The 22,846-nt window shown below is 61.6% G+C and carries 27 protein-coding genes; 15 read left to right on the top strand and 12 right to left on the bottom strand.

All coding sequences use genetic code 11. The features are described 5' to 3' along the window. Positions 1-64: 64 nt before the first annotated feature. The 3 genes from thiD to ASH00_RS06650 are packed head-to-tail and all read right to left on the bottom strand — an operon-like array spanning position 65 to position 1,913. Positions 65-877, bottom strand: coding sequence for a bifunctional hydroxymethylpyrimidine kinase/phosphomethylpyrimidine kinase (gene thiD / locus ASH00_RS06640; RefSeq protein WP_056546136.1), 813 nt, complete (start codon positions 875-877; stop codon positions 65-67). A 42-nt stretch (positions 878-919) separates the two neighbouring features. Beyond that, positions 920-1,369 (bottom strand): YdeI/OmpD-associated family protein, encoded by a 450-nt coding sequence (locus tag ASH00_RS06645; protein ID WP_056546138.1) that lies wholly within the window; start codon positions 1,367-1,369, stop codon positions 920-922. Positions 1,370-1,427: 58 nt separating this feature from the next. Beyond that, a complete protein-coding gene (locus tag ASH00_RS06650; protein WP_056546140.1) occupies positions 1,428-1,913 on the bottom strand; it encodes a hypothetical protein in 486 nt (161 codons plus the stop codon). A gap of 185 nt (positions 1,914-2,098) precedes the next feature. On the opposite strand from ASH00_RS06650, the gene ASH00_RS06655 reads away from it, so the two are divergent. Continuing rightward, entirely contained in the window at positions 2,099-2,806 is a 708-nt protein-coding gene (locus ASH00_RS06655; protein ID WP_157359017.1) for a queuosine precursor transporter, read from the top strand. Between the two features lie 80 nt (positions 2,807-2,886). On the opposite strand, the gene ASH00_RS06660 is transcribed toward ASH00_RS06655, so the two are convergent. The 6 genes from ASH00_RS06660 to ASH00_RS06685 form a co-directional block, all read right to left on the bottom strand. After that, the gene (locus tag ASH00_RS06660; RefSeq protein ID WP_056546142.1) at positions 2,887-3,825 is read right to left on the bottom strand and encodes a type IV toxin-antitoxin system AbiEi family antitoxin domain-containing protein; all 939 of its coding nucleotides are present in this window, start codon (positions 3,823-3,825) and stop codon (positions 2,887-2,889) included. Between the two features lie 255 nt (positions 3,826-4,080). Continuing rightward, positions 4,081-5,331 carry a tRNA guanosine(34) transglycosylase Tgt gene (gene tgt, locus ASH00_RS06665; RefSeq protein WP_056546144.1) on the bottom strand — a complete coding sequence of 417 codons (1,251 nt, stop codon included), beginning with the start codon at positions 5,329-5,331 and terminating at the stop codon, positions 4,081-4,083. Positions 5,332-5,380: 49 nt separating this feature from the next. Beyond that, complete coding sequence (locus tag ASH00_RS06670) at positions 5,381-6,166, bottom strand: SRPBCC domain-containing protein (RefSeq protein ID WP_235563178.1); 786 nt, start codon at positions 6,164-6,166, stop codon at positions 5,381-5,383. A gap of 29 nt (positions 6,167-6,195) precedes the next feature. After that, positions 6,196-7,056, bottom strand: a complete 861-nt coding sequence (locus ASH00_RS06675; protein ID WP_056546146.1) for a DUF6707 family protein — start codon at positions 7,054-7,056, stop codon at positions 6,196-6,198. Positions 7,057-7,128: 72 nt separating this feature from the next. Beyond that, a complete protein-coding gene (locus ASH00_RS06680; protein ID WP_056546148.1) occupies positions 7,129-7,668 on the bottom strand; it encodes an NUDIX hydrolase family protein in 540 nt (179 codons plus the stop codon). A gap of 81 nt (positions 7,669-7,749) precedes the next feature. Next, entirely contained in the window at positions 7,750-8,442 is a 693-nt protein-coding gene (locus ASH00_RS06685; RefSeq protein WP_056546150.1) for a hypothetical protein, read from the bottom strand. Between the two features lie 65 nt (positions 8,443-8,507). Here ASH00_RS06685 and ASH00_RS06690 point away from each other — a divergent pair, with 65 nt between their 5' ends. Beyond that, positions 8,508-9,098, top strand: a complete 591-nt coding sequence (locus ASH00_RS06690; RefSeq protein WP_056546152.1) for a YdeI/OmpD-associated family protein — start codon at positions 8,508-8,510, stop codon at positions 9,096-9,098. 8 nt (positions 9,099-9,106) lie between these two features. Here ASH00_RS06690 and ASH00_RS06695 read toward each other — a convergent pair whose 3' ends face one another. The 3 genes from ASH00_RS06695 to ASH00_RS06705 form a co-directional block, all read right to left on the bottom strand. Continuing rightward, complete coding sequence (locus ASH00_RS06695) at positions 9,107-9,340, bottom strand: hypothetical protein (RefSeq protein WP_056546154.1); 234 nt, start codon at positions 9,338-9,340, stop codon at positions 9,107-9,109. A 113-nt stretch (positions 9,341-9,453) separates the two neighbouring features. Beyond that, complete coding sequence (locus ASH00_RS06700; RefSeq protein ID WP_056546156.1) at positions 9,454-9,894, bottom strand: Fur family transcriptional regulator; 441 nt, start codon at positions 9,892-9,894, stop codon at positions 9,454-9,456. Positions 9,895-9,977: 83 nt separating this feature from the next. Continuing rightward, entirely contained in the window at positions 9,978-10,769 is a 792-nt protein-coding gene (locus ASH00_RS06705) for a tryptophan-rich sensory protein (protein WP_200954754.1), read from the bottom strand. Positions 10,770-10,985: 216 nt separating this feature from the next. On the opposite strand from ASH00_RS06705, the gene ASH00_RS06710 reads away from it, so the two are divergent. The 13 genes from ASH00_RS06710 to ASH00_RS06775 all read left to right on the top strand — a co-directional run bounded on the left by ASH00_RS06710 (position 10,986) and on the right by ASH00_RS06775 (position 22,817). Further along, the gene (locus tag ASH00_RS06710; protein WP_235563179.1) at positions 10,986-11,702 is read left to right on the top strand and encodes a hypothetical protein; all 717 of its coding nucleotides are present in this window, start codon (positions 10,986-10,988) and stop codon (positions 11,700-11,702) included. Between the two features lie 92 nt (positions 11,703-11,794). Continuing rightward, positions 11,795-12,670, top strand: a complete 876-nt coding sequence (locus tag ASH00_RS06715) for an SAM-dependent methyltransferase (protein ID WP_056546160.1) — start codon at positions 11,795-11,797, stop codon at positions 12,668-12,670. Between the two features lie 47 nt (positions 12,671-12,717). Further along, positions 12,718-13,551, top strand: coding sequence for an alpha/beta fold hydrolase (locus ASH00_RS06720; protein ID WP_056546162.1), 834 nt, complete (start codon positions 12,718-12,720; stop codon positions 13,549-13,551). Between the two features lie 28 nt (positions 13,552-13,579). Then, positions 13,580-14,143, top strand: coding sequence for a dihydrofolate reductase family protein (locus ASH00_RS06725; protein ID WP_056546164.1), 564 nt, complete (start codon positions 13,580-13,582; stop codon positions 14,141-14,143). 45 nt (positions 14,144-14,188) lie between these two features. Then, positions 14,189-14,485 carry a toxin-antitoxin system YwqK family antitoxin gene (locus tag ASH00_RS06730; protein ID WP_056546166.1) on the top strand — a complete coding sequence of 99 codons (297 nt, stop codon included), beginning with the start codon at positions 14,189-14,191 and terminating at the stop codon, positions 14,483-14,485. 37 nt (positions 14,486-14,522) lie between these two features. Continuing rightward, complete coding sequence (locus tag ASH00_RS06735; protein ID WP_056546168.1) at positions 14,523-14,747, top strand: hypothetical protein; 225 nt, start codon at positions 14,523-14,525, stop codon at positions 14,745-14,747. A 41-nt stretch (positions 14,748-14,788) separates the two neighbouring features. Next, positions 14,789-15,418, top strand: a complete 630-nt coding sequence (locus tag ASH00_RS16380; protein WP_200954755.1) for a tyrosine-type recombinase/integrase — start codon at positions 14,789-14,791, stop codon at positions 15,416-15,418. 96 nt (positions 15,419-15,514) lie between these two features. After that, complete coding sequence (locus ASH00_RS06745; RefSeq protein WP_056546173.1) at positions 15,515-15,949, top strand: hypothetical protein; 435 nt, start codon at positions 15,515-15,517, stop codon at positions 15,947-15,949. A gap of 14 nt (positions 15,950-15,963) precedes the next feature. Next, positions 15,964-16,251, top strand: a complete 288-nt coding sequence (locus ASH00_RS06750; protein WP_157359046.1) for a winged helix-turn-helix domain-containing protein — start codon at positions 15,964-15,966, stop codon at positions 16,249-16,251. A gap of 1,679 nt (positions 16,252-17,930) precedes the next feature. Then, on the top strand, positions 17,931-18,461 hold the full coding sequence (locus ASH00_RS16805) for a hypothetical protein (protein ID WP_056546181.1): 531 nt from the start codon (positions 17,931-17,933) through the stop codon (positions 18,459-18,461). After that, complete coding sequence (locus ASH00_RS06765; protein WP_327019684.1) at positions 18,361-19,581, top strand: tyrosine-type recombinase/integrase; 1,221 nt, start codon at positions 18,361-18,363, stop codon at positions 19,579-19,581. The genes ASH00_RS16805 and ASH00_RS06765 overlap by 101 nt, the downstream gene beginning before the upstream one ends. Positions 19,582-19,922: 341 nt before the next feature. Continuing rightward, on the top strand, positions 19,923-21,893 hold the full coding sequence (locus tag ASH00_RS06770; protein WP_162252845.1) for a tyrosine-type recombinase/integrase: 1,971 nt from the start codon (positions 19,923-19,925) through the stop codon (positions 21,891-21,893). A 375-nt stretch (positions 21,894-22,268) separates the two neighbouring features. Next, the gene (locus tag ASH00_RS06775) at positions 22,269-22,817 is read left to right on the top strand and encodes a hypothetical protein (RefSeq protein ID WP_056546187.1); all 549 of its coding nucleotides are present in this window, start codon (positions 22,269-22,271) and stop codon (positions 22,815-22,817) included. Positions 22,818-22,846 lie beyond the last annotated feature (29 nt).

Consider the following 22,846-nt stretch of genomic DNA (forward strand, 5'->3'; position numbering starts at 1 on the left):
AGTCACAAGTCAACGGATTTGGTTCGTTAAGGTAGCTAAACGGTCGAGATTTTTCTACGCGGCGCTAGACGGCCGCAGCGCCGCCCTGCCAGACCGCATCGAACGGTGCGTTCGAAGAGACCCTGTTCCTGATCCCGTCGGTCACGAAAGCCTTGGCAGTACGGGCGGCTTCCAGCGGCGCTGCACCCTTGGCCAGCTCCGCAGCGACCGCGGCCGCAAGCGTGCAGCCGGCACCGCTGACTGCGACGTTCCCCACCTTGGGGGCGCTGAGAACTTCCAGCGTCTCGCCGTCGTAATAGACATCCACGGCGTCGCTGCCTTCCAGCCTCACGCCACCTTTTGCCAGTACGACGGCGCCGCTTGCCTCATGGATGCGCCGCGCCGCTTCCTTCAGATCCTCCACCGAACGGATCTCGATTCCCGAGAGCGACTCCGCCTCGAAGTGGTTCGGCGTGACGAAGGTGGCCAGGGGCAGGATGTTCGCCTTGAGCGCCTGATCGGTGTCGAGTGCCGCGCCGGGCTCCTGGCCCTTGCAGATCAGCACGGGATCCAGCACCACGTTCTTCCACTCCTGGGACTTCAGCGCACCGGCAACAGTGTCGATGGTTTGCGGGGTGCCCAGCATGCCGATCTTCACGGTGCCGATCGCATAGCAGGACTGGATAGCTTCAAGCTGGTCTGCGATGACCTGGGCATCAACGGGAACGAACCGGTGGTTCCAGCTGTCCTTCGGATCGAACGAGACAATGCAGGTGAGAGCGGCGATGCCGTAGGTACCCAGTTCCTGGAACGTCTTCAGGTCCACCTGCGCGCCGGCGCCGCCGGTGGCCTCGGAACCTGCGATGGTCAGCGTAATTGCGGGTGCGTCAGTAGCCATTGCACCAGTCTGCCCGACGCCTCGCGGCTTGCGCCAACAGCATCACCGTGCCCGGCCCTCGTGCAGCATCCCGACGGACTTCTCGATCCGTGCTGCCCGGGTCTCAGCTTTCTTGGCGCCGGTGACCTGCAGCGCGTGCCAACTCTTGTTGCTGTAGGAGAGGGTGTCCCAGAACGCCTTGGCTGCCGGGTCCTTCTCGAGCGCGCCCGCAAGGTCCTCAGGTACCTCCACCTCGCGTGGGGCTGTGTCGAGTTCCACCTCGACATCATGCACTTCGCCGGCCTGGACACCGGCTTCCTGGCGCCTGTCCGCGCTGAGCCCGAACATGAACCGGCCACCCATTGACGCGATCGAAGTGCGGAAGGTGAAGCCGTTGACGGTAGCGACAATCTTCGGGTGTTTCCCGCCCCCGAGTTGCTCGACGATGGATTCCGGAACTTCGAACCCTGCCGTATTCTTGCCGGATGATTCGAGCTCAGCGCGAAACTGCATCGTTGCCTCCAAGGGTTGCCGAGTTTGTGTCGTGATCGACGTTGGCTGCAGATTATCCCTAAGAGTGCGGACTTGTCTCGGCCTTCCCGGGGTTCAGGGGCGAACGGTAACGAGCTTCCAGACGCTCGCCCGGCCGGCGGCCGCAGCGGCACCGATTGCGGCTCCCAGCGCAAGGGCTCCTAACCCGCCGCCGCCCGCGAAGAGCGTGATGAGCGCTGACAGGAGCGAAGATTCCGAAGAATGCCGCGATGTGCAGCGCCTGATTGGCCACCGGGCGCAGGGCGAGGCCCAGGACCAGCGCGACGCCGCAGCCGGCGACGGTGATGGGGATTCCAGCGATTGCCGCCATGACCGCGACTGTGAACGCATGCCACGCTGACTCTGCGTTGAACGTCAGCCCGATGACGGTCGCCAGCAAAAGGTGAGTGGCCCCCGTTCCGGTCAGCAGCGCGAACGGGCCGAAGGTAACTCGGCGGGCGCGGCCGTTGCCGTTATGAAGCGGAGCCGGCTGCGCGCCGTCGTCGTGCTGGGGGAGGTGCTGCACGGCCGCTCCTTCGTGAACGTATTCAGTTCAATGTAGGGACTGGCCCTGCACGTGTTCAATTCGATGCTCCGCGACCACTCACCGCCCGTCGTGGGAGAATGGTGGATGCCTGGGGGCAGCCGGGCGACAGTGCTAATACAGCGGGCCCTTTGGGCTGCGCGAACCACTTCCACGAATGAGAAACAATGACTCAACTGCAGGACCATGCCCGCGCGCGTTACGCGACCGCCGGCAGCGCAAACTTCTCGATCATGCTGGCGGTTCTTGCCGTCGTCGTCATCCTTTCCAATATCGGCGCATCGAAAGGTGTGGTGATAGGGCCCGTCGTCGGTGACTTCAGCATCATCACGGACGGCGGGTTCTTCCTCTTCCCGCTGGCCTACATCCTTGGCGACGTCATCAGCGAGGTGTACGGCTTCAAGGCCGCCCGGCTCGGGATCATCGTGACGTTTGTCTTGTCGGCCTTTGCCTCGCTCGCGTACGCAGTCATCATCGCGCTGCCGGGGTTCGACGATGACTTTGGTCTCGCCAAGCAGGAAGCGCTGGAGCTGGCGCTCGGTCCGGTACCGCTGATTGTGCTCGCGTCTCTGCTGGGGTTCGTTGTGGGGCAGACGCTTAACTCGCTGGTGCTGGTGCGGATGAAGTCGCGGTTCGGCGAGCGCAGCATGGTGGCCCGCCTCATCGCCTCGACCGGTGTCGGGGAATTCGCTGACACGCTGATCTTCTGCGCCATTGCCGCCTCGGTGATCGGCATTACGGATTTCCCGACGTTTCTGAATTACCTCTTCTTTGGCTTCGTCTACAAGACGCTGGTGGAGGTGCTCCTGCTGCCGGTCACGACCGCGGCCATCCGCTGGGTGAAGCGTCGGGAACCGAGCTACGCGGCCGCCTAGACGCCCTCCCCTCGCACCCCTCCCTCCGCAAAAGTGCCGTTGTTGTGCAGGATCGTGGGGACGTCCCCACGATCCTGCAACTACCCGGCACTCCTGGTGCTGTTCCACCACGCTTTCAGAATGCGCCCACGGGTAGCTTCCTGAAAAAGGTCCGCCCATTCGAGCCTGATGAATATCCACCCCTGCTCCATAAGGGCCTTTTCACGTCGGCGCTCCTGAAACAGCACCTCAGGGGTCGGAGCGTAGTCAAAGTACTTGGTCTTGCCGTCAAACTCGAGCGCAAGCTTCTGCTCGCGCCAACCGAAATCGATGCGGTGCTCACCGAATCGGGTGCGCACAACCAACTGCTGTTCCGGCGGAGGTATCGGCATACCGGCCAGCAGGTGTGCGGTGAGAGACTCGCCCGCTGACTCAGACAGGGCGCTGGCCTTCTCGACAACCTGACGAGCAATCTGTACACCCTTGTAACCTGTCTGGCGTTGAAGCACCTGGTGTAGCTCGGCGCGCTGGACACCCAGATGAAGCGCGTGATCGGCGGTGATCAGCCCCTGCCTGAAGGACAACAGCCGGGCGGAGTCAACAGCGGTGCGGGCGAGGGAGGTAACCTGCAACCCGTCAACCATGTCCACCTCGCCGGGCAGCAGCTTCGCTCGGTGTCGAACAACATCAGGGTTGTGCTCCCTGGACGATCCGGAAGACGGCTGCGTGATATGAATCCGGTCGTCCACATCCCACAGGGTGAGGCGGTGAATGCGTGCGGCGGACGTGTGGCTATACGCGCTCTGGGTCAATGCAAGCCTGGCACGGTTGTGGGCCATGACCCTGAATCGACCCTGCTCCGCGTTGCTCAGCGATTTCCAGTACTTCGCTGGTACATAAGCGTTGACCTGCAGACGGGCGAGGATGCCCCGCTCGACCAGTCGAGTGATGGTGCGGCGGCTGACTCCCATCTGCTCCAGCTCGGTGGTGCGCCAGGATCGGGTCGATGCGCTCAGCCAGGAGTATGCGTTCACGTCCATTGCACTAGCTTGACCGGCGAAGCGTGGCCCCGTGGCCGTCGTCGCGCATTTGTGGATAAACCGCTACGCCCGCGGCTCAAAGGCGCCGACGTTGTGCAGATACGTGGGGATGTCCCCACGATCCTGCACAGAAACGGCGCTTTTGCGGGAGAGGGGGCGGAAGGGCGAGTGTGGCGAGCAGAAGCGGCACTTTTGCGGGGAGGGGGTGTGCGTGGGCGTGAGGGGTGTGCGGTGTTCGCGGGGAGGGCGTGCGAGCTAGCGCTTCGAGGCGTAGTAGCGGCCCAGCACCTCGGCCTTGAGATCGAAGTACGTTCCGTCCTCGATGGCTGCACGGGCGTCGTCGACCATCCGGATCACAAACCGCTCGTTGTGGATGGAGATCAGTGTTGCCGAGACCATCTCCTTGGCCTTGAACAGGTGGTGAATGTAGGCCCGGGTGTAGTGGGTGCAGGTGTAGCAGTCGCAGCCCTCCATGAGGGGCGTGAAGTCGCGCTTGAACCGGGCATTGGACAGGTTCCACCGACCATCGGGCACGTAGAACGCTGAGTTCCGGGCAACCCGGGTGGGGGAGACGCAGTCAAAGGTGTCCGCGCCGTTCTCAATACCCGTGAACAGGTCGTCCGGCTCCGAGATGCCCAGCAGATGCCGCGGCTTCGATTCCGGCAACTCATCCGCGCACCAGCCCAAAATGGTACCGAGGTTCTCCTTCTCCAGGGCGCCTCCAACACCGAACCCGTCAAAGTTCATCGCCCCGAGATCGCGCGAAGCCTTCCGTCGGAGATCTTCATACTGTGCTCCCTGAATCACGCCGAACAGCGCCTGGTACGGCTTGTCCGACCGCACGTCGGTCAGCCGCTCATGCTCGGCGATGCACCGCTCCGCCCACAGCCGGGTCCGCTCCAGAGACTCCTCCTGATACCCCCGCGAATTCATCAGGGTGGTCAGCTCATCGAACGCGAACATGACGTCGGCTCCGAGCTGGTGCTGCACCTGCATCGAGATCTCCGGGGTGAATCTGTGCCGGTCTCCGTTGAGATGGGAGACGAACCACACGCCGTCGTCGTCGATGTGGGCAAGGCGCTCCTTGCCCACCGCAACGCGGTCATCATCCCCGGCGTGCTCGGCAGCTGCTGCCGAGTCCATGGTGATGACCTTCTTGAATCCCGACCCCAGGCTCATCACCTGGAAGCCGCCCGAATCGGTGAAGGTAGGCCCATTCCAGTTCATGAACTTCCCCAGCCCGCCGGCCTCGTCAAGAACGTCCGCTCCCGGCTGCAGGTAGAGATGGTAGGCGTTGGCGAGCAGCGCCTGCGCGCCGGCCTCCCTCATGGACTCCGGGAGCACTGCCTTCACGGTGGCCTTGGTTCCGACGGCGATGAAGGCTGGCGTCTGAATCTCGCCATGGGGAGTGGTGATGGTCCCGGTGCGGCCATGCAGGCTCTCGCCGGACGCGGTGGTCTCGCTGAGGCGTTTACCGATGGAGAACGAAAAGTCTGATTGTGGCACCCGCCCATCTTCTCAGGAATAGACGGAGGTGCCCGCGCCAGGGAAGAAGCTAGCCGTCCAGCTTCGAGGTCTCAAGGGGGTCCGAGGACGGGTAGTGCTGCCGGCGGAACGCGTCCCAACTACCCCAGGCAGTACGCAGCGCCTTCGCTCCCAGACCATAGGTTGAAATGACGACGAGGCTGGACCCCGGCCCTTCGAGAGACGGCTGATCGGCGAGGATCACCAGCCCCTCACCGTGGTCGGCGTACTCCGAGACTGTCAAACCAACCTGGTTCTCGGTGCGGAACCACACCGATCCGGTCAACTCGTGCCCGTCAGGAAGGCTAAGTGAGTAGGAGTCGCCGGGCTGTTGCAGCTGCTCAGCATTGAGCTTGCCGATGATCGAACCGCCGTCAGCCGGCTCACCCATGAAGAAAGCGGTGCGGCGGGAGCTGGAGGGGTGCCGCTCGAGCGCAAAACGCAGCTGCTGCAGGAAGGTGATCCAGCCCTCCGTGATCTCATCAGCCTCGGCTTCAACCCGCTCAATCGTGACCACACAACCGTCCTGCACCGGTTCGATCCGGAACGTGTCACCGCCGTCGACGGTCAGGAACGTATGGTTGGGCCCTTCAACCACTGACGGCGCAAAGAAGATGGACTGAATTTCCTCATCCAGGGTGTCGGCTTCCCAGCCGTGCCACTGCCGGACCAATCGTGGTTCCCGGAGCATGAGCCAGATTTGCCGGGCGTCCGCGTTGATGTGCACGCTCAACGGGTTTGAATCTGCAACCGGCACCTCCTGCGCAGGGTGCTGTTCGGTGCTGGACTGTGTGAGGGAATCCGCCTGCTCGCTCATGCGCGCCACTCTACTCCCGCACCTGCAGGCTAACCAGAGGCGGCGGTTTTCCCGTTCAGTGCACGAATGGCGAGCAACTCATGCCCAATGCGCCGGTCCAGCGCTTCAGCCCCAAGGGTCTCAGAGCCGCCGTGCGCTCGCAGGTACAGCAGGACTGTCAGGCGCAGGCCCCGCCAGTCCTTCTCGGCCGCGGGGTTCTTCGCGGACCGCGCGATTTCCCGGTCATACAGGTTCGGCTCGTTCAGCTGCCGCTGACGCACTGCAGCAGCGAGTTTCGCCTTCAGCGGGTCTGTCTCGGCGTCGTCGGCCGTTCGAAGCGCAGCGGAATAACCAGCGGCACGGGAACCGCCGTCGTCGTTCTGGGTGAGATGCGCAGCGAGCGCAAGGCAGCCCTCGATCAGGTTCCAGCGGCCGAAGTTGCCGTCAAACGGCTGGTCCGTGAGCAGGTCGCAGACCCGGAGCGCGCTCGCGGCGTCGGACAGGTCCACGTACAGCGTCAATGCGAGGTCCCGAATATCCTGCAGACTGCTGCCCGACTTGAAATTGACGCCGCGGGTGAGCCGTTCGGCCAGCTCATTCACTCGCGGGCTCTCGGTATGGATGGCGGCGACGTGGGCAACCAGCGCCTCCGGTGACCCCTCGTCGGTGACGATGTGCGCGAGTTCATCGGGCGCCTCCGCCTGGACGGTCGATCCGGTGGCAATCCGCACCGTTTCACCCGACTCAAGCGTGGCCACCACGATGGCCGGAACACCGAAATCATCATGCTCGACGGCGGTGTCCACCACTTCACTGGTGCGCTCGCCTCCCGGAAGGAGGAGTTTGCGGCCGGCCTTCACGGCCTCGGCGGCGAGCGGTTGTAGCTGCGCGTCCACGTCGCTGTCGATCATTGGGAAGTCCTGCCTCACTGCACCTGTTACCCCGGTTCGAACGGAACCGGTCGATAAAGAAACGGTAACGCCTCAGCGGCCCCAACCGGCGTAGGCGAGCGCCTGGCGCAGGAGGCTGTCGCGTCCGCCGGAGAACTCGGCGCTGACTGCGGGGCTGAGAGCTTCCTCGGGCGTCAGCCACGTCAGTTCCAGGGCATCCTGCCGCGGGTTACATTCGCCGGTGACCGGAATGAGGTACGCCAACGCGACGGCGTGCTGCCGGTCATCGGTCAACCCGGTCTCGGAGGGGGAGGGGAAATACTCCGCAACAGTGAACGGCGTGGGGCACGGCGGCAGCTGGGGGAGCGCGAAGGGCCCGAGGTCCTTCTCGAGGTGCCGCAGCAGGGCGGCCCGAATAGTTTCCCGGTACATCACGCGCCCGGAGACGAAGGTGCGCACCATCTCGCCCTGGTCATTGGCCTGCAGCAGCAACCCCACCTCGGTGACATACCCGAGGGAATCGCATCGGACCGGGATGGCTTCAACATAGACCATGGGCAGCCGGCGGCGTGCTTCGTAGAGGTCATCCTCATTGAGCCAGCCGGGGTTGGGGTCTGGGGTGCGCAGGTTCATACCTTCTGTTTTATAGCAGAGAAGGGCTGCGGCGTCCCTGACTCGCTGCACTTCGGCCAATGGCTGAATAGCGGGGGACGCTCAGGAAGCGGTGTTTTCGGTGTAGTCGTTGAGGTCTTCCTGCCGCTGCTTGACTCGGATCTCGCCGCCGTCCGGGTTGGGAAGTCGCAGGGATCGCCCGTAGTTCTCATCGATCAGGATCGTCGCGGTGGGGATGCGCTGCTGCAGGATCTCCACGTCGCCGGAGAACTCGAAGGCGAGCTCCGTGCTGCCCTTGTCGGCTCCGTGAACCGCGATCAGGCCGCCGTTCTTCGCCGTGAAGTCCACCCAGGACCCCGCCTCCGAGCTGAACCGCTTTCGGGCGCCGATGTCACTGAACACCTTCGCGGCGGCTGCCACGTTCGTCGCCAACCAGATGGGCATAACCGCCAGCCCTTCCTCCGCGGGCGCTGTACCGCGGAGTACGGCCTCATAGGCGAGGAATGTCCGCCCGTCCGTTGCGGTGACCTGCACTGCCGGCCCATCTGCAGTGTCAATAACGACGGCGGCTGTCCCCGCTTCAGCGGTACGGCGGGCGAACTCCGAGACGGACCCGACCTCGAAGCTGAAGCTCACTGACGGCTGGTGTGCAACGTGCAGGGCAATGTGCCCACTGTCCGCGGCGAAAACCCGCCAACCCGGTGCATCCTCGACCTGGCGCAATCCGAGAGCGGTGAACAGGTCTGAGAAGGCGTCGACGTTGGGGGTGAAAACGATGGGCCGTACCCTGAGCATTACTTCTCCTCCACCTGGATGTGCAGCTCGCAATCTAGCGCAACACCGTCCAGTACTCTCAACCCATGGCCGCTGAACTGCCCGAACTCCTCCTGCCCGATGCCCAGCACTGGCGGGTGTGGCTGGAAGAGAACCATGCGTCGTCGTCGGGAGTGTGGCTGGTCCTCCACAAGAAGGGTGGAGCGGTGACCACCCTGACCTGGGCTACTGCCCTCGATGAGGCGCTGTGTTTCGGTTGGATTGACGGCCAGACCAGAAAGCGCGACGGCGAGAGCAGCTTCCAGCGATTCACGCCTCGCGGGCCGCAGAGCATCTGGTCGCTGCGCAATGTAGGGCACATTGAACGGCTGGAAGCGGAAGGCAAGATGCAGGCTGCCGGTCGCGCCGCCGTCGAGCGGGCCAAGGCGAACGGGCGGTGGGAGCGCGCGTACGCAGGGCCCGCCACCGCCGTCGTACCGGATGATCTTGCAGCCGCAATTGCGGCGAATCCGGACGCGCAGGCGATGTTCGACGTGCTCACCTCGCAGAACCGGTATGCGCTCATCTTCCGGCTCGGTCAGCTGAAGACAGAGGCCGGGCGCAGGAATCGGATCGAGGCCTTCGTGGACATGCTCGCACGGCACGAGGCGCCCTATCCGCAGAAGCGGAAGCCCTGAGGCTCGCGTCAGCTGCGGTCGGTGTAACGGCCTTCGGTCTGCCTGGAAGACCGGTAGCCCAGCGAGACATAGTGACCGCGGATCGCCGCGGCGGGAACCGTTTGCGAGTGTTGGGTAGTGACGTAGCTGCCGGTGGTTGTAGGACGCGATTGCGTTGTCACGTAGGCACCGCCACGCAGGGCAGGGCGCTCGGCGGTGCGGATCTCGTTAGTTTCAATAGGACGGCTCGCGAGAAGTGTCATGGGTATCTCCTAATCGATGGTTATCGGTGGTCAGGTAGGGGCGGACGGAGGCGCGCGGGGATGGCGCAGCACTACGTCCGTTGTGGCGACGCTGCCCGGGTAGAAAAGAAAGGTCAGGAGGCGTTCCGGCACTGCGGGCAGATGCCGTTGAACGTCACTTCTGCTGACAGGACGGCGAAGCCGGAGCTGTCAGACGGGCTCAGGCACGGAGCGGCACCAACGACGCAGTCGACGTCGGTCACCTTCCCGCAACGGATGCACAGCAGATGATGATGGTTGTCACCCACCCTGCATTCAAAGAGCGCAGCGGTGCCCGGTGGATCGAAACGCCGGACCAGCCCTGCCTCCGTGAAAGCCGCAAGCACTCCGTAGACCGCCTGGGCGGACGTGCCGGGCAAGGCCGGCAGAACGCTCAGTAGGAGGTGTTCGGCGCTGGAATGCGGCGCCTGCTGGAGCGCCTCCAGGACGGCAAGCCGCGGAGCAGTGACCTTGAGGCCAGCCGCGCGGATGATGCGCACCAGGTCTTCGTTCCGCTCGACGGTTGTGTGTGCCATGCCTTGAACGCTACGCGTTGTTTTGAATTATTCAAAATAAGATCGGCCACTTGTGGGCGGACTAACACGGTATGGATGGCCGCTCAACTGCGAGTTGCGGGGTGCGACCTCCGCCTGGCCCGGACTGTGACGGTTGTGAGGATGACGGTGGCCGCTGCGAGTCCGGCCACAACCGCCGTCGTCGTCGATTCCGGTGCCCCGAAGGTGCGCCCCACCAGAATCCACATGAGTCCCCAACTGATGGCAGCGGCAATCGCGAAGCGCCCGCTGCCGTGAAATGCAAGGCGCACACCGATCATCGCGACGACAGCGAGAACGATTGCGGCCCACACCTCCGGCGGGATACCGAAGCCGCCGAAGCCCGCCGCGACGAGAGCTGCGGTGAGGTTCGCGCAGACCGCCACGCAGACCCAGCCCAAGTAGAGGCCCAGCGTTCCGTCCGTGATGATCCCGTCCATCGTGGAGGTGGGCATCGTGGTGGTGAAGATAGCGAAGAGTGCAGCAAGTACGGCGAGCAGGACGAGAATGATCAGTACGCTGCCGCCAAGCAGGCCGGCCTGAATCGACAAAATCCATGCCGCATTGAGCAGCAGCGACGCGGCAACCCACCAGCCGAGGCGACGCTGGCGGCGGGCGGTGCGCTGTGAGGGGAACCACTGGTAAACGGTGTAGGCGCCCAGGCCCGTATAAATGACGCTCCAGATGCTGAACGCCGCGCCCGCAGGTGCCAGGAGTGTTGCGTCCGAACTGAGGGCGCCGCCGGCCGCCTCGTCGATCGGTGTGCCGCCGAATGCCCCGGAGCCGATAGCGGTGCCGATGAGACAGAGAACAAACGCAACCGTCACGCCGGTTTGCCGAACCCGATCCGACGTCATGGCTCTCCTTCCTCGCTTTATCTCCACCATAGACACATCAGTTGAACTAGTGAAAGCCAGTGTGCGGTTTCCGCTGATACAGAACGAGACCTCCTCCGTCGTCGGGACTCCAGCGGAACTAACAGCGTCATCAGACGGTTAAATGTTCACGCTCTCTTTTATCGCCGAAGTTCCGCGATCCACCGGAAGGCACACGTCATCGTACGCAGGATCACTGTGACCAGCGCCATGCTGCTCGCGCTGCTCGCCTCGGTGGTGTTCCTCGGTCCCCGATTGGTCGACGGCTTGCAGGCGGGCGGCGGCTCTCTGCTGGGACTCGCTGAATGCACGGTGGATACCTCGGAAGGAGAAGTTGGACTCAACCGTGACGAGGCTCAGCTGGCGACGACGGCCATGGCGCTGTTGGCCCGCGGTATGGACGCTCCGGACACTTCCACCATTGACGAGGCGGTATTGCAGCGGCTGGCCGAGGGCCCGCCCGAGGACGCCGGTCCCAGCTTGAGCTGCCGCGGATCAGCGGCCAGTGACCTGCCCGAACAGCAGTTGACTGTCACCGGACTGACACCCCGCGCGGAGCAGTTGCGCGTGGCGATGCTGGAGGTGTTCGGTGACCAGAGCCTGGGCGGGTTTGCTCCGGGAGGTGTCGGTCAGGGGCACGGAGCTGACTCGACCCACTATGACGGACGCGCCATTGACGTCTTCTTCCGTCCGGTGACAGAGGAAAACCGGCGCGAAGGGTGGATTCTGGCCCATTGGCTTGTCGCTCATGCCGAGAAGTTCGACATTCAGTACGTCATCTTCGACGATCGGTTCTGGAGCGCGCACCTGGCTCGAGGTGGATGGCACGATTACGATGCGCCTGACCCAAGCAACGAGATCCTGCGTCACCTCGACCACGTGCATGTGGACGTGCTGGGCGGAGGGACTGGCTGAACTTCCGGCGATCGCTTCAGAGGACGGTTGATGCTGCCGCCGGACACCCTGAGACCTTCCGATGGGACGAATCAGCGCTGTAGTGTGATCGCGTGATCCTTCCCAACACCGTTCAAAACGCCGTGGCAGTCGCCGATCACTACGACGAGCTCGATCCGGTTTACCGGCACGTATGGGGCGATCATGTCCATCATGGGCTCTGGGCGACGGGCCGTGAGACACCCGCCGAGGCCGTCGTCGCACTGGCTGAGACGGTCGGCGATCGACTGAACCTGACGCCTGGTGATGAGTGCGTCGATATCGGCTGCGGCTATGGTTCCACCGCTCGGCAGCTCGCTGAGACCCGTAAGGTTCACGTCACCGGCTTCACCCTCTCCGCTGAACAGGCCCACTACGCTGCCGAGCATCACGAACCCAACGTCGACATTCAAGTCCGCGACTGGCTCGACAACGGGCTGAGCGATGCCTCGGCCCATGCCGCATGGGCGATCGAGTCGAGCGAGCACATGGTCGACAAGCCCCGGTTTTTCGCCGAGGCGCATCGCGTGCTGGCGCCTGGCGGCCGCTTGGTCGTATGCGCGTGGCTCGCGGAGACAGATGCAAGCGGTTGGAAGGTTAGGCACCTGCTCGAGCCGATTTGCCGTGAGGGACGGCTGCCCTCGATGGGTACTCGGGAGGAGTATGAGGCGATGGCAATGGCGGCTGGCTTCCTGGTCACGGACTATGAGGATGTCAGCAGCCGAGTCGCCCGCACTTGGACGATTTGCGCCCGTCGACTTGTGAAGGCCTTGCTCCTCGACCGTGACACCCGGCGCCTCGCTTTTAGAGCACGCAATCGCATCTTCGTTCTAAGCATCCCGCGTCTGATCCTGGCCTACCGCACCGGCGCGATGCGCTATGGGATATTCACGCTGTCGAAAGCCGACGACGACGCAACGCCACCCCAGCCCGGTGAACCGACGCTGTGAGCATGAACCCCTGACGATCGCCCCATGTTTGAAGTAAGTTTGGGCCTATGAATCCCCAGCACCTCCCGGTCGAGGCTTCGGATGGCAGTCAGCTCGCTGTCACCCGGTGGCAAACCCCGGGGCCCGCAGTCGTCTTCTTACACGCTGGAGTAGCGGATAGACGTTCCTGGACCGCGGTCGCGGATGCCCTCCAGAATGATGGTTTCGACCTCGTCGCATATGATCGGCGGGGTTACGGTGACACCCCGGCCGCTGCGGAGTCTTCATCATTCACGCACGTTGAGGATCTGCTCACTATCATCGATAGTCTTGGCCTCGAGCGAGTCCTCCTCGTTGGCAACTCGATGGGTGGGGCAGTCGCGCTCGATGCTGCGCTGATGCACCCTGATCGAGTCAAGGGTGTGGTACTCATCGGTGCTGCGGTGTCTGGCATGACCGACGAGGACACTCCGTTTGACTGGCATCCGGATGACGCGTCAGGACCGCTCATGGCGCGCGCAGATGACCTCAACGCGACAGATGACGACAGGATTCGTGCGCTTGCTCATCTCTGGCTGGATGGGCCAAGGGCCGCGGAAGGCCGAGTCGCGGGTGAAGCCCGTGACCTCTTCAATGCGATGAACCGGAAAATTCTCGCGGTCGCTGCGCCGGACTCAGCCGGCAGCAGCGGTACTGATGCCTGGACCCGACTCGGTGAGGTGGACGTGCCGGTGTTGTGCACCTGGGGTGATCTCGATCTGCCCTGTGATGTGCCGTTCTACGAGGAGACAGCACGCCGGATCGGGCAAGGGGCCGTACAGGTCTTACCCGAGGTGGCACACCTACCCGGCCTCGAGAAGCCCGCCCTCATCGCAGAGTTGGTGCGAGAAAGGGTGCGCTGATGGATGCCGTCTCGGGAAGACCGATGCCATGCGCAACCTGACCTTCGCCATGAATCTGAGCCTGGACGGCTACATCGCTGCGCCGGGTGACGGGCTCGGCTGGGGTGTTTCGAGCGACGAGCTGTTCCAATGGTGGTCCGACCGCGTGAGGTCGACGGATTTGGCGCTATACGGGCGCAAACTGTGGGAGACGATGAGCTCACACTGGCCGACGGCAGACCAGCAGCCAGGCGCAACACCGGCGCAGATTGAGTATGCGGGCCGCTGGCGGGAAATGCCGAAAGTGGTGTTCTCCTCTACAATCAGCACGGTTGACTGGAACGCCCGCTTGGTTACCGGCGACGCGGTTGCCGAGATAACCCGACTGAAAGCCGACGACGGCGGTCGCATGGACATCGGCGGCGCCACCCTCGCAGCGGCGGCCATGAGGGCAGGCCTAATCGACGAGTATGTACTCGTCACCCATCCCGTGTTGGTGGGCGGCGGCACGCCGTTCTTCACGGCCCTGGACAACTGGGTGAACCTAAGCCTGGTAGAAACCCGGACGTTCCCCAATGATGTGGTCGTGGCCAGGTACGAGACCAGGCGCTGAACGCCTGTTCCGGTTCGTGAAATTTCCCGGGCATAGAGTAGGCGGATGGCTGCAAACGCGAAGAAGTCTGAGGTCATCGATGGTTACACCGTCAAGTACCACGCGAACGGTACTACCCGGTGGTCGAAGGGACGCATCGAGAATGGGAATCCGGTCGGCTACTGGGAGTGGTACCGAATAGATGGCACCGTAAAACGGTCTGGATATTTCGAAGCGGGCGAGCCGGTGGGGCAATGGACTACATATGACAAAGACGGCAAGCCATACAAAGTGACTGATCGCGGCCACGTCAGTGCAAAGCTGCCAGACCAGGACTTTGGGTCGGATTCAAGAAGCGGGTAACGCTGCAAGGAAGGTACGATCCGAAATTAAGGGGGAAATGAAGGATTTAAGGCTGATCGGCATGATCATCATGGCTATTGGAGCGACCCTTGCGGCGGCTATGTTCGCTTTGATGCTGTACTCACGGATCCTTCACCCGAATTCGGTGCCTATCCTCCCTGGACTTTTGCTCATTCTCGGTGGCGGTATTGGTGCGACTGGCGCAATACTGCTGGCTATCGCCACGGTCAGGCTCCATCGCAACAAGAACCCCAGAATTTAGAAGCGAAGAGTGTTCGCTGAGGGATCGGGCAACGCACCGAGGTGATCAGTCCCGAAACTCTGCGCGCTGAACTCGCCAAACTCAGCGGCGAGATGGCTATCGAGCACCCAGAGCTGGCTCATTGCCGGTTCACACCGCACGACTTCCGTCGACTCTTCGCGACCGACCTCGTCAACCACGGCCTGCCCATCCACATCGGAGCGGCCCTTCTCGGACACCTGGACGTGCAGACCACCCACGGTTACGTCACCGTCTTCCAGGAAGACGTCATCAGGCACTACCAGAAGCACCTGGCCGACAGACGCTCCGCCAGGCCAGCCCGCGAATACCGATCTCCAACCGGTACAGAATGGGTCGAATTCGAAGGGCACTTCAACAAACGCAAGGTCGAGCTAGGCAACTGTGGACGCCCCTACGCCACACCATGCGAACACGAACACGCCTGTCTGCGCTGCCCCATGCTCCACATCGACCCCACCATGATCCAACGCCTCGATGAACTCAACACCGATCTGTTAGCCCGACGTGAGCTCGCCGAATCACGAGGTTGGTTAGGTGAACTCGAAGGCATCGACCTCACCCTCCACTTCCTCAAACAAAAACGCGCTGACGCACAAAGATCTGGCCCCTTAGGGCCAACCAGCCTGGGTATCCCGTCCATCCGTACTTGAGAATCACGGATACACGTGTGGCGCGCTCCCTAGAAACGGTGCTGCCCATGAGCCCAACATGTTGACGAATCGTTGAGTACTCAATACGGTGAAGACATGAATGACAAAGATACGCATATTGGATCCCGGCCCGCTGCGGCGGATGCAGCGGACCGGCATCATTTCTCCAGCAAGCGCGAGGCGCTAGTGCTGGCCACTTGGACGTTCATCGGTGCGTTATCCCTGGTCGGTATGTTCCGCTTCGGAATTGATCTTTGGGCTGGGGCCCGGGGCGCGGTCATTCTCGGGGGGCTTATCGTGTTGGTCGTGCTTTTCGCAATTAGTCGCGCGCGAACCCGCACCGTGCGTCCCCGCCACTTCAATCTAGTGGAAGCGTTCAGCGCCTTATGGCTCGGCGTGGGCGGCGGGGTCGCCCTTCAGGTCCTCGGTAAGGGCGATCCAATGCCTCTAGCTCTTTCCATAGTTGCTGCCGCAGCGCTAACTGCCCCTTTGTTTGTCTGCTCAGTGTGGCTAGCGGTGCGCGGCCGGTGAGTCTGGGTGAAGCGATGTCTAGACTCAACGATGTGGTGAATTCCCCTGTCCGGTTCACAATCATGGCCGCACTTGCCACGGTCGACGACGCCACCTACCAAGTCCTCAAAGAGGAGCTCGAAACCAGCTACGCCTTGCTGTCCAAGCATGCCGCGATCCTGGAAGAGCGCGGCTATCTTGAAGTACACAAATCCTTTCTGGCGAAAAAGCCTCAAACCGTCTTTCGCCTCACCAACGCCGGGCGACGAGCGTTCGAAGACCACGTCGCCGCTCTGGAAGAGATCCAACGCGGGTTTCGGTGATATGACGAGGATTCACCACCCGGGAGCGGTTCACCGGCGACCATAATCGCATGCGCCGCTGGGTGCCGCTAATGACGGACGATCATCGGTGGCGGACTTACCTGCTCGACCTATCGACCAGGCTTAGGCGGAAGGAGGGGCGATGACCCCATAGAACCAGGCGAGCACTGGTGGTGGACGGGCCTGGCATGGCTGTGAGTAACGGTTCGGTGAACATATTCAGTGAGGAGCATCTGCAGGGGTGACTTTGACAGAGGTTTGGAGCAGTGTTGAAAAGGTAAGAAGCGTCGATTGACTGTACGCCGGGACGAATGGGGGCGTCATCGTCGGCGATAACTGCAGCCAATTGGAGTTCAAAGATGAACGAATTAGAACGCTATTACCTTGGGTATGACGCCGGGTGTGGAACCTGCTCGAACGTTGCCCATCAGATCGCCGAAGTCGTTGGGGACAAGGTCCAGATCATGTCCTTGTCTTCTCCTGAAATGGAACGCTGGCGCACTGATGCGATGGGGGAGAACCCGCCATGGAAACCAACACTGGTCGCCGTCAGCCGTGATAGGGCTAAGGCTTGGACTGGCTTAGGGATGGCCTTCGCGCTTCGCAGGGAAATCGGTACAGCCAGTATGTGGAAAGTCGCGCAATTGATGGGTGCTCATAAAGATCTGGTCCGCCCCGAGGTTCGAGGTTTCACTAGGGGACAGTTCATGCGGGGCACCATAGGCGCCGTTGCCGGAGCATCCATCTTGATGGGCACAGGTTCTGCCCTCGCAGCAGCAAAGACGAAAGATGATTGGGCAGGGTCTGTCGCGATTCGCTCGAAAAAGGAGCTGAACAGAGGGGAGATTATCTCGCAGCTTAGGAGCCAGAGAGCCAAGAATGCGCTGACTCCCCTACGAGGCTCAGCTGGGATCGAGGAAAGTAACGCTATCAAGCGTTTTGACGCTCTCGTCGCGAACCATGATGCAACACCGTCGGAGAGCGAAATAGCGCTGGGGGCTAGGCATCAACTCTCTGACGGTGGCGAGATACTCGCAGTCTCTTTTCAGTTCGAATCGGACGCCATCATTTTTCATCAGTTGACCCATTCGGATGGCACTTCGAAAGATCGCTTGATGGTCTTCCGTTCTGATCAACGAGATGAGAAGACAGGCGATCCCGGAAGCGTCCACTTACTTGCCATGTCGGAGGACGGGTTTCCCACGCGAATGGTCGACTCCAACGCTGTGGCTGCAGCCATTTCGTGCACCAGCAGCAGCCAATGCGGGTCGACATACTGCAACCGATGCGGTTGCGACTCGTACAACATCGCTTGTCTAGCCAACTGCTGTGCGCCCTGTGCCTTCTCCTGTGGTGTGGCATGGACATGCGTTGGATGTATAGGAGTTTGGTGTCCCATCTGCATAGGTCTCAATTCTTGCTGCACCAGTTCGTCCTGCAAATATCAACCTGGCCCCAACTGCTGAGCGTCAAGGTCCGGGAAAATGGGCGAGGTTAGAAGAAGGTGCAACTGGAGGGCACTTATCTCTTATAGAGGACCGTACGCTTCAGATTCATGACAGCCCTGCGTAGGACGAATGCGAAACACAAGGGAGGGGTGCGGGGAGCATGTAGCTACCCACGTAACATTCGTACTACCAGCAAGTGAGAGGCCCAGCAAGAGTTCTGGGCCTCTCACTTTGTATGCAACGCCCCTTGCGAAGTGCAGAGAAGCGACCGAGGTCCGGCACCAGTGGCTCACCACCCTGCTCAGCCGGAAGAACCCGCCCACAAGCTGGGCCCGGTTCACCGCCACCACACTGGCCAACTACGGCAACAGCGTCGCCAAAGCCACCGCACAGAAGCAGGACCTCGCCGCAGGATTCGCCGGAGTGACAGAGCCCGGATACCGCTCCTACAAGGAACTCACCGAGAAAAACAGCACGAACCCCAACATCGCCGTGCTGGCCATGATGCTCGCCGCCCACGAATCCGACCTCAGCCGCGACTCATGGCGGCGACCCGGCCAACAGGCCGCCTACTACCTCTTCCAACTCCAGGACTGGGGATATGTTGACCGGACTAAGGCTGTTAGCCTCGGACGACCAACCAGCCGATGGAGGCACGACCATGGGGGATCAGAGTCAGTGCGCTTCCGAGGGCTTAAGCCGCCCTGGTGGCAAGGTGCGGGCGATCCCGGTTGCCCCGTATTGGGAAGTATTGGCTCCTGACGACGATCCCATACCGAGTGTTGGGCTGTATCTGCTGGACTTCTGGGCGAGGGGGATGAGTCCGGCCAGCGTTGAGTCTTATGCCAGAGACCTGTTGCGGTGGTTCCGCTTTCTCTGGGGTGTCGGCCGCGAATGGAACCGTGTAAATGGCGACGACGTGCGTGACTTCGTGATTGGTTTGCGCGATGCGCCGAAACAAGCCGTGCAGCGTTGCCGAGTAAGACCAGCGGTCAACGAAGTCTCCGGCAAACCCTACGTCAGTGACGTCTATTCGCCTCGGACGATCAACCACAACCTGTCTGTGATCAGCGCGTTCTATGACTTCCATCGGAGAGCGTTGAGCGGGCCTTTGCGCAATCCGGTTCCGGAGAGAGTCGTGAATGGTGGCCGCTTCGGAGCCCATCACAATCCCGAGAACAAATATAGACAGGGACGTAGGGCGGACTACCGGCAAAAAGTTCCTGTTCGGGCGCCACGTTCCATCCCGGACCATGCCTTCGAGGACCTGTTCACTGCGCTCGCTACGGACAGAGATAGAGCCTTGGTCGCGTTTTATGTCTCCAGCGCGGCGCGGCCTTCGGAGCTTGTCGGGTTGACCAGCGGGATGGTGGACGTCGGGCAGCAGTGCATCTCCGTGGTTCGGAAGGGGTCGGGAGCCGTTCAGCGGATCCCCGCGTCTCCAGAGGCGTTTACCTGGTTTCGGCTTTATCAGGAGTCCCTCCCGGAAGAACTTATCCGCTCCGGATCGGCTGCCTGGTGGACGTTGAGAAAGCCTTATCGGCCCCTGAATTATGAGGCAGCACGTGCGATCCTTCGTCGCGTGAACAGTGTTTTGGGTGCCAACTGGACTCTTCACGATTTTCGTCATACAGCCGCTACTCGTATGGCGCGGGACCCTAATGTCTCCCTGACTGACATTCAGGCGGTTCTGGGGCATGTTCACCTCACTACGACCGAAGCGTATTTGAAGCCGCGTATGGATGAAGTGATTGAGCGGGTGAACCTGCATTTTGTCTCGCGGGCTGCCGGTGCTGGCGCCGCCGACGTGGCGCCTGTTCGTTTGTCGCCGTACTCGGCTGATGACATGACTGAACTCTTCGGTGGCACTGTATGGCAGTAGTTCGGGACTATGTTTCCACCCAGCCGGCCCCGCCGGCTCCGGCGAAGCAAGTAATTCAGTCGAAGGGCAGCGCACCATTTCTGGCCACGGTGCGGCAAGAGGATCTCGTTGAACGCGCCACGGCCCTTAACGACGCGGACAGTGTGTCGGTTCGTGGTGTCCGTACCGTCCTCGAAGCGCTGGCCGCTTTTGAGGGTGAAACCTGGCAGGAGCGGTGGGAGAACGCCGGCTGTCAGGAGCCTGGTAGGGACTGGCGGCAACGCCTTGGCAGTCCGTGGGAAGGCGTTCGTGCGAAGCGGGCAGCTGATGAATCCGGGCACGGAATCGCAGACTTGATTGCCATGGACGTGATCCGGCCAAGTTACACATGGCTTCGACTGGCATCGCCCAGGTTCGACCGGATTCGTCGTAACCGGAATCCGGAGTTTTTCGAGAGGATGGTCGAGCATGGGGCAACTCGGGTTGTCAGGCCGCCGAACTTCGGAAACAGCCTGGTGGTGATGACGAAAGTCCTGGCGCGTACGGGAGCGCCGGTGTATCAGCTACTCCCTCGACATCTCCTTGAGTACCGCGAGTACCAGACGCGACGGGGCCAGAAGCCTGACGGGCTCACCTATGCATGGTCAATGCTCAAAGATCTCGGTGTATTCGATGCGTCGACGCCGGGGTTGCTGCAGGCGGTCACCGGTGCGCGCCCTTCCGTTGAGGAAATGATCGACTCCTACGGGCTCGGGAGCCGGCCCGTGCGGGACATGTTGGTCCGCTACCTCAAGACCAGAGAAGCATCAGTGGACTACTCCACCTTGCGCTGGCTGGTCTACGAGCTGGTTAAGAATTTCTGGCTAGACATTGAAGCTCATAATCCCGAGGCCAACAGTCTGAACATTGGCTTCGACGAGGGAAGGGCCTGGCTCCGCCGCTTTATGGAGGGCCCCATCTCCACCAAGCACAGAACCCTTTTCACGGTCCGCGGCCTGTACTTGGACATCGCAGCATGGGCCACCGACGACGCGTACTGGGCCCGGTGGGCGGCACCTTCTTTCCTGACCCGTGAAGATACAAAGGGTGCCACTAAACACAAACGGCGAACGCAGGCCCGGATCCATCAGAGGATCCGGGACCTGGGTCCGCTGCTGCCGAAATTGTTGGTAAGTGTTGCCGAAGAACTAAAGGCCGCACAAGCCCTATTAGCTGCAGGAACAGTGACGGATCAAGGGCAGGAATTCGAACATCAAGGAGTCCTCTACCGCAGGGAAGAGATGAGTCACAGGACGAGCAGCGCCCCCCGGGGTTCTGGCCGGGTCTGGATCGTTGGCGGCAGGTTCGAACGTCGGGTTAATCTGACTCAGCTCGAAGAGAGCTGCTTCTGGGGTTGGGCGCTGATCAACACTTTGAACGAGACCGGAGTGCGCATCGAGGAACTCGTTGAGATCACGACGCACGCACTATCCATCTATAAGCTTCCCGAAAGCGGTGAGGCGCTTCCCCTTCTTCAGATAGTTCCCTCAAAGACCGACAGGGAACGGATGCTCCTTGTCTCTCCCGAGCTCGCCCACGTCTTTGCGCTGATCAAGAGGCGGATCTCGAATGCTAGCGGGCGGGTCCCCCTGACCGTCCGCTACGACGGCGCCGAGCGCGTCTACAGCCCGCCCCTCCCTCATCTCTTCCAAATTCGAAGCGGAAGCGAACGCCGAGTCATGTCCCCGGGCTGGGTCAGAGTTGCCATACGCGAGGCGATCACCAGGTCTGGGCTTAGGGACGAGAACGGTGACGAGTACAAGTTCACCCCGCACGATTTCCGACGACTGTTCGCGACATCCGCTCTGTCCTCAGGTCTGCCGATCCACATCCTTGCCAAGCTCATGGGCCATCAAAACATCTCCACCACCCAGGGCTACGCAGCGATACATGACGAAGACACCCTCCGGCACTTCCGAAGCTTCGTCGACAGACGAAGGGCGCTGCGGCCAAACGACGACTACCTTGATCCAAGCGATGCAGAAATCCGCGAATTTCACGGACACTTCAAAAAGCGAAAGGTCGAACTCGGAAGCTGCGGACGGGCGTACGGGACCCCCTGCGTCCACGAACACGCCTGCATACGCTGCCCCATGCTTCGCCCTGACCCAACACAACGCCCCCGTCTGCAGGAACTGATCCAAGGCCTCGAGGACCGGAAGCTTGAGGCCGAACAGCGCGGATGGCTCGGTGAACTTGAAGGCATCGAAATCAGCCTGAACGCCGCACGAGACAAGCTAAGCCAAATGGTCCGGCAGGTTCCCCTTGGAATACCGGCTTTCCCGCAACCCTAAGATCGGCTCTACTTTCCAGCAGGCCTTCTCGTAGGCGAGGTCCACGACCAGGTAGAGCACTTCCGCGGCGTCCGTGGCCACCGGTAGTGCAGCTGGTGATCGTGTCAACTCGAAGGGGGACCACCGTGACGGCTTGAACGGTACCCACCTCTAGCGTGAACAGATGCTTCTGTGTCGGTCTCATCGATCATCGGTGACCCTGAAGGCACGGTCGTCATCCAGCCGACTCTGACTACGTAAAGGATGAGAAGCGCTTCCATTCACTCGATTAAGGTTGCATTACGTTCTACTTGGCGATCTTCTCGCGGTAGCAGTGGTCGCCATAGACTCGTCGGTCTAATCCCCCGTTGGGGCGGGATAGATTGGAGTAGATAGATGAGCAAGCACATCAGGAGGACTGCTGCAACGATGGCGTTTGTAGCTGCCCTCACCGGCATGGGTACGCTTTCGGCATCAGCATCGGAAATGAGACCCAGTACTGACAACGTAGTCGTAGACGGTCGGACATTCGGTCCCGAGGATGGGATGCGGGTTGTAGAGGAATCGTTTGAGCTCGACGAATCTGCTAACGATGAGCGTGTAGGACGGGTTTGGGAAACCACCCCTTCTGAGGGTGAGATAGGTGCTCAAACATACTGGGGAGCGAGCTACGCATTTTCTGAGCACCCGACGGATTTCACCTACTATGGCTACGCGCACGCCGCTGGGAACGTCTACAACGGTGAACGAATTATTCAAGTGTGCATGTGGTTCACGCAAGGGACCAGAGCCCAGATTCCAACCTGTTCGTCGGCGACATCCAACGGCAGTTATTGGAGCCCAGGCATCAAGGAGTTTACGGCTTTTGCAGACTCACTCGATCCCAACGTACCAGTAACCATCTTCAATATCCGGACCACTCGGATCGACCCTGGCGTTGTGTGATATGCGCGATACGTTGAGGCCTCGGCTAG

It is taken from the genome of Arthrobacter sp. Soil782 (assembly GCF_001428435.1).
Lineage (GTDB): Bacteria > Actinomycetota > Actinomycetes > Actinomycetales > Micrococcaceae > Arthrobacter_D > Arthrobacter_D parietis.

What these genes read in the sequence shown, in the direction of transcription:
- thiD (WP_056546136.1), bottom strand. Translation starts at nt 877, where the DNA reads ATGGCTACTGACGCACCCGCAATTACGCTGACCATCGCAGGTTCCGAG.
- ASH00_RS06645 (WP_056546138.1), bottom strand. Translation starts at nt 1,369, where the DNA reads ATGCAGTTTCGCGCTGAGCTCGAATCATCCGGCAAGAATACGGCAGGG.
- ASH00_RS06655 (WP_157359017.1), top strand. Translation starts at nt 2,099, where the DNA reads ATGACTCAACTGCAGGACCATGCCCGCGCGCGTTACGCGACCGCCGGC.
- ASH00_RS06660 (WP_056546142.1), bottom strand. Translation starts at nt 3,825, where the DNA reads ATGGACGTGAACGCATACTCCTGGCTGAGCGCATCGACCCGATCCTGG.
- ASH00_RS06670 (WP_235563178.1), bottom strand. Translation starts at nt 6,166, where the DNA reads ATGAGCGAGCAGGCGGATTCCCTCACACAGTCCAGCACCGAACAGCAC.
- ASH00_RS06675 (WP_056546146.1), bottom strand. Translation starts at nt 7,056, where the DNA reads ATGATCGACAGCGACGTGGACGCGCAGCTACAACCGCTCGCCGCCGAG.
- ASH00_RS06680 (WP_056546148.1), bottom strand. Translation starts at nt 7,668, where the DNA reads ATGAACCTGCGCACCCCAGACCCCAACCCCGGCTGGCTCAATGAGGAT.
- ASH00_RS06685 (WP_056546150.1), bottom strand. Translation starts at nt 8,442, where the DNA reads ATGCTCAGGGTACGGCCCATCGTTTTCACCCCCAACGTCGACGCCTTC.
- ASH00_RS06690 (WP_056546152.1), top strand. Translation starts at nt 8,508, where the DNA reads ATGGCCGCTGAACTGCCCGAACTCCTCCTGCCCGATGCCCAGCACTGG.
- ASH00_RS06695 (WP_056546154.1), bottom strand. Translation starts at nt 9,340, where the DNA reads ATGACACTTCTCGCGAGCCGTCCTATTGAAACTAACGAGATCCGCACC.
- ASH00_RS06700 (WP_056546156.1), bottom strand. Translation starts at nt 9,894, where the DNA reads ATGGCACACACAACCGTCGAGCGGAACGAAGACCTGGTGCGCATCATC.
- ASH00_RS06705 (WP_200954754.1), bottom strand. Translation starts at nt 10,769, where the DNA reads ATGACGTCGGATCGGGTTCGGCAAACCGGCGTGACGGTTGCGTTTGTT.
- ASH00_RS06720 (WP_056546162.1), top strand. Translation starts at nt 12,718, where the DNA reads ATGAATCCCCAGCACCTCCCGGTCGAGGCTTCGGATGGCAGTCAGCTC.
- ASH00_RS06725 (WP_056546164.1), top strand. Translation starts at nt 13,580, where the DNA reads ATGCGCAACCTGACCTTCGCCATGAATCTGAGCCTGGACGGCTACATC.
- ASH00_RS06730 (WP_056546166.1), top strand. Translation starts at nt 14,189, where the DNA reads ATGGCTGCAAACGCGAAGAAGTCTGAGGTCATCGATGGTTACACCGTC.
- ASH00_RS06735 (WP_056546168.1), top strand. Translation starts at nt 14,523, where the DNA reads ATGAAGGATTTAAGGCTGATCGGCATGATCATCATGGCTATTGGAGCG.
- ASH00_RS06745 (WP_056546173.1), top strand. Translation starts at nt 15,515, where the DNA reads ATGAATGACAAAGATACGCATATTGGATCCCGGCCCGCTGCGGCGGAT.
- ASH00_RS06750 (WP_157359046.1), top strand. Translation starts at nt 15,964, where the DNA reads ATGTCTAGACTCAACGATGTGGTGAATTCCCCTGTCCGGTTCACAATC.
- ASH00_RS06765 (WP_327019684.1), top strand. Translation starts at nt 18,361, where the DNA reads ATGGGGGATCAGAGTCAGTGCGCTTCCGAGGGCTTAAGCCGCCCTGGT.
- ASH00_RS06770 (WP_162252845.1), top strand. Translation starts at nt 19,923, where the DNA reads ATGGACGTGATCCGGCCAAGTTACACATGGCTTCGACTGGCATCGCCC.
- ASH00_RS06775 (WP_056546187.1), top strand. Translation starts at nt 22,269, where the DNA reads ATGAGCAAGCACATCAGGAGGACTGCTGCAACGATGGCGTTTGTAGCT.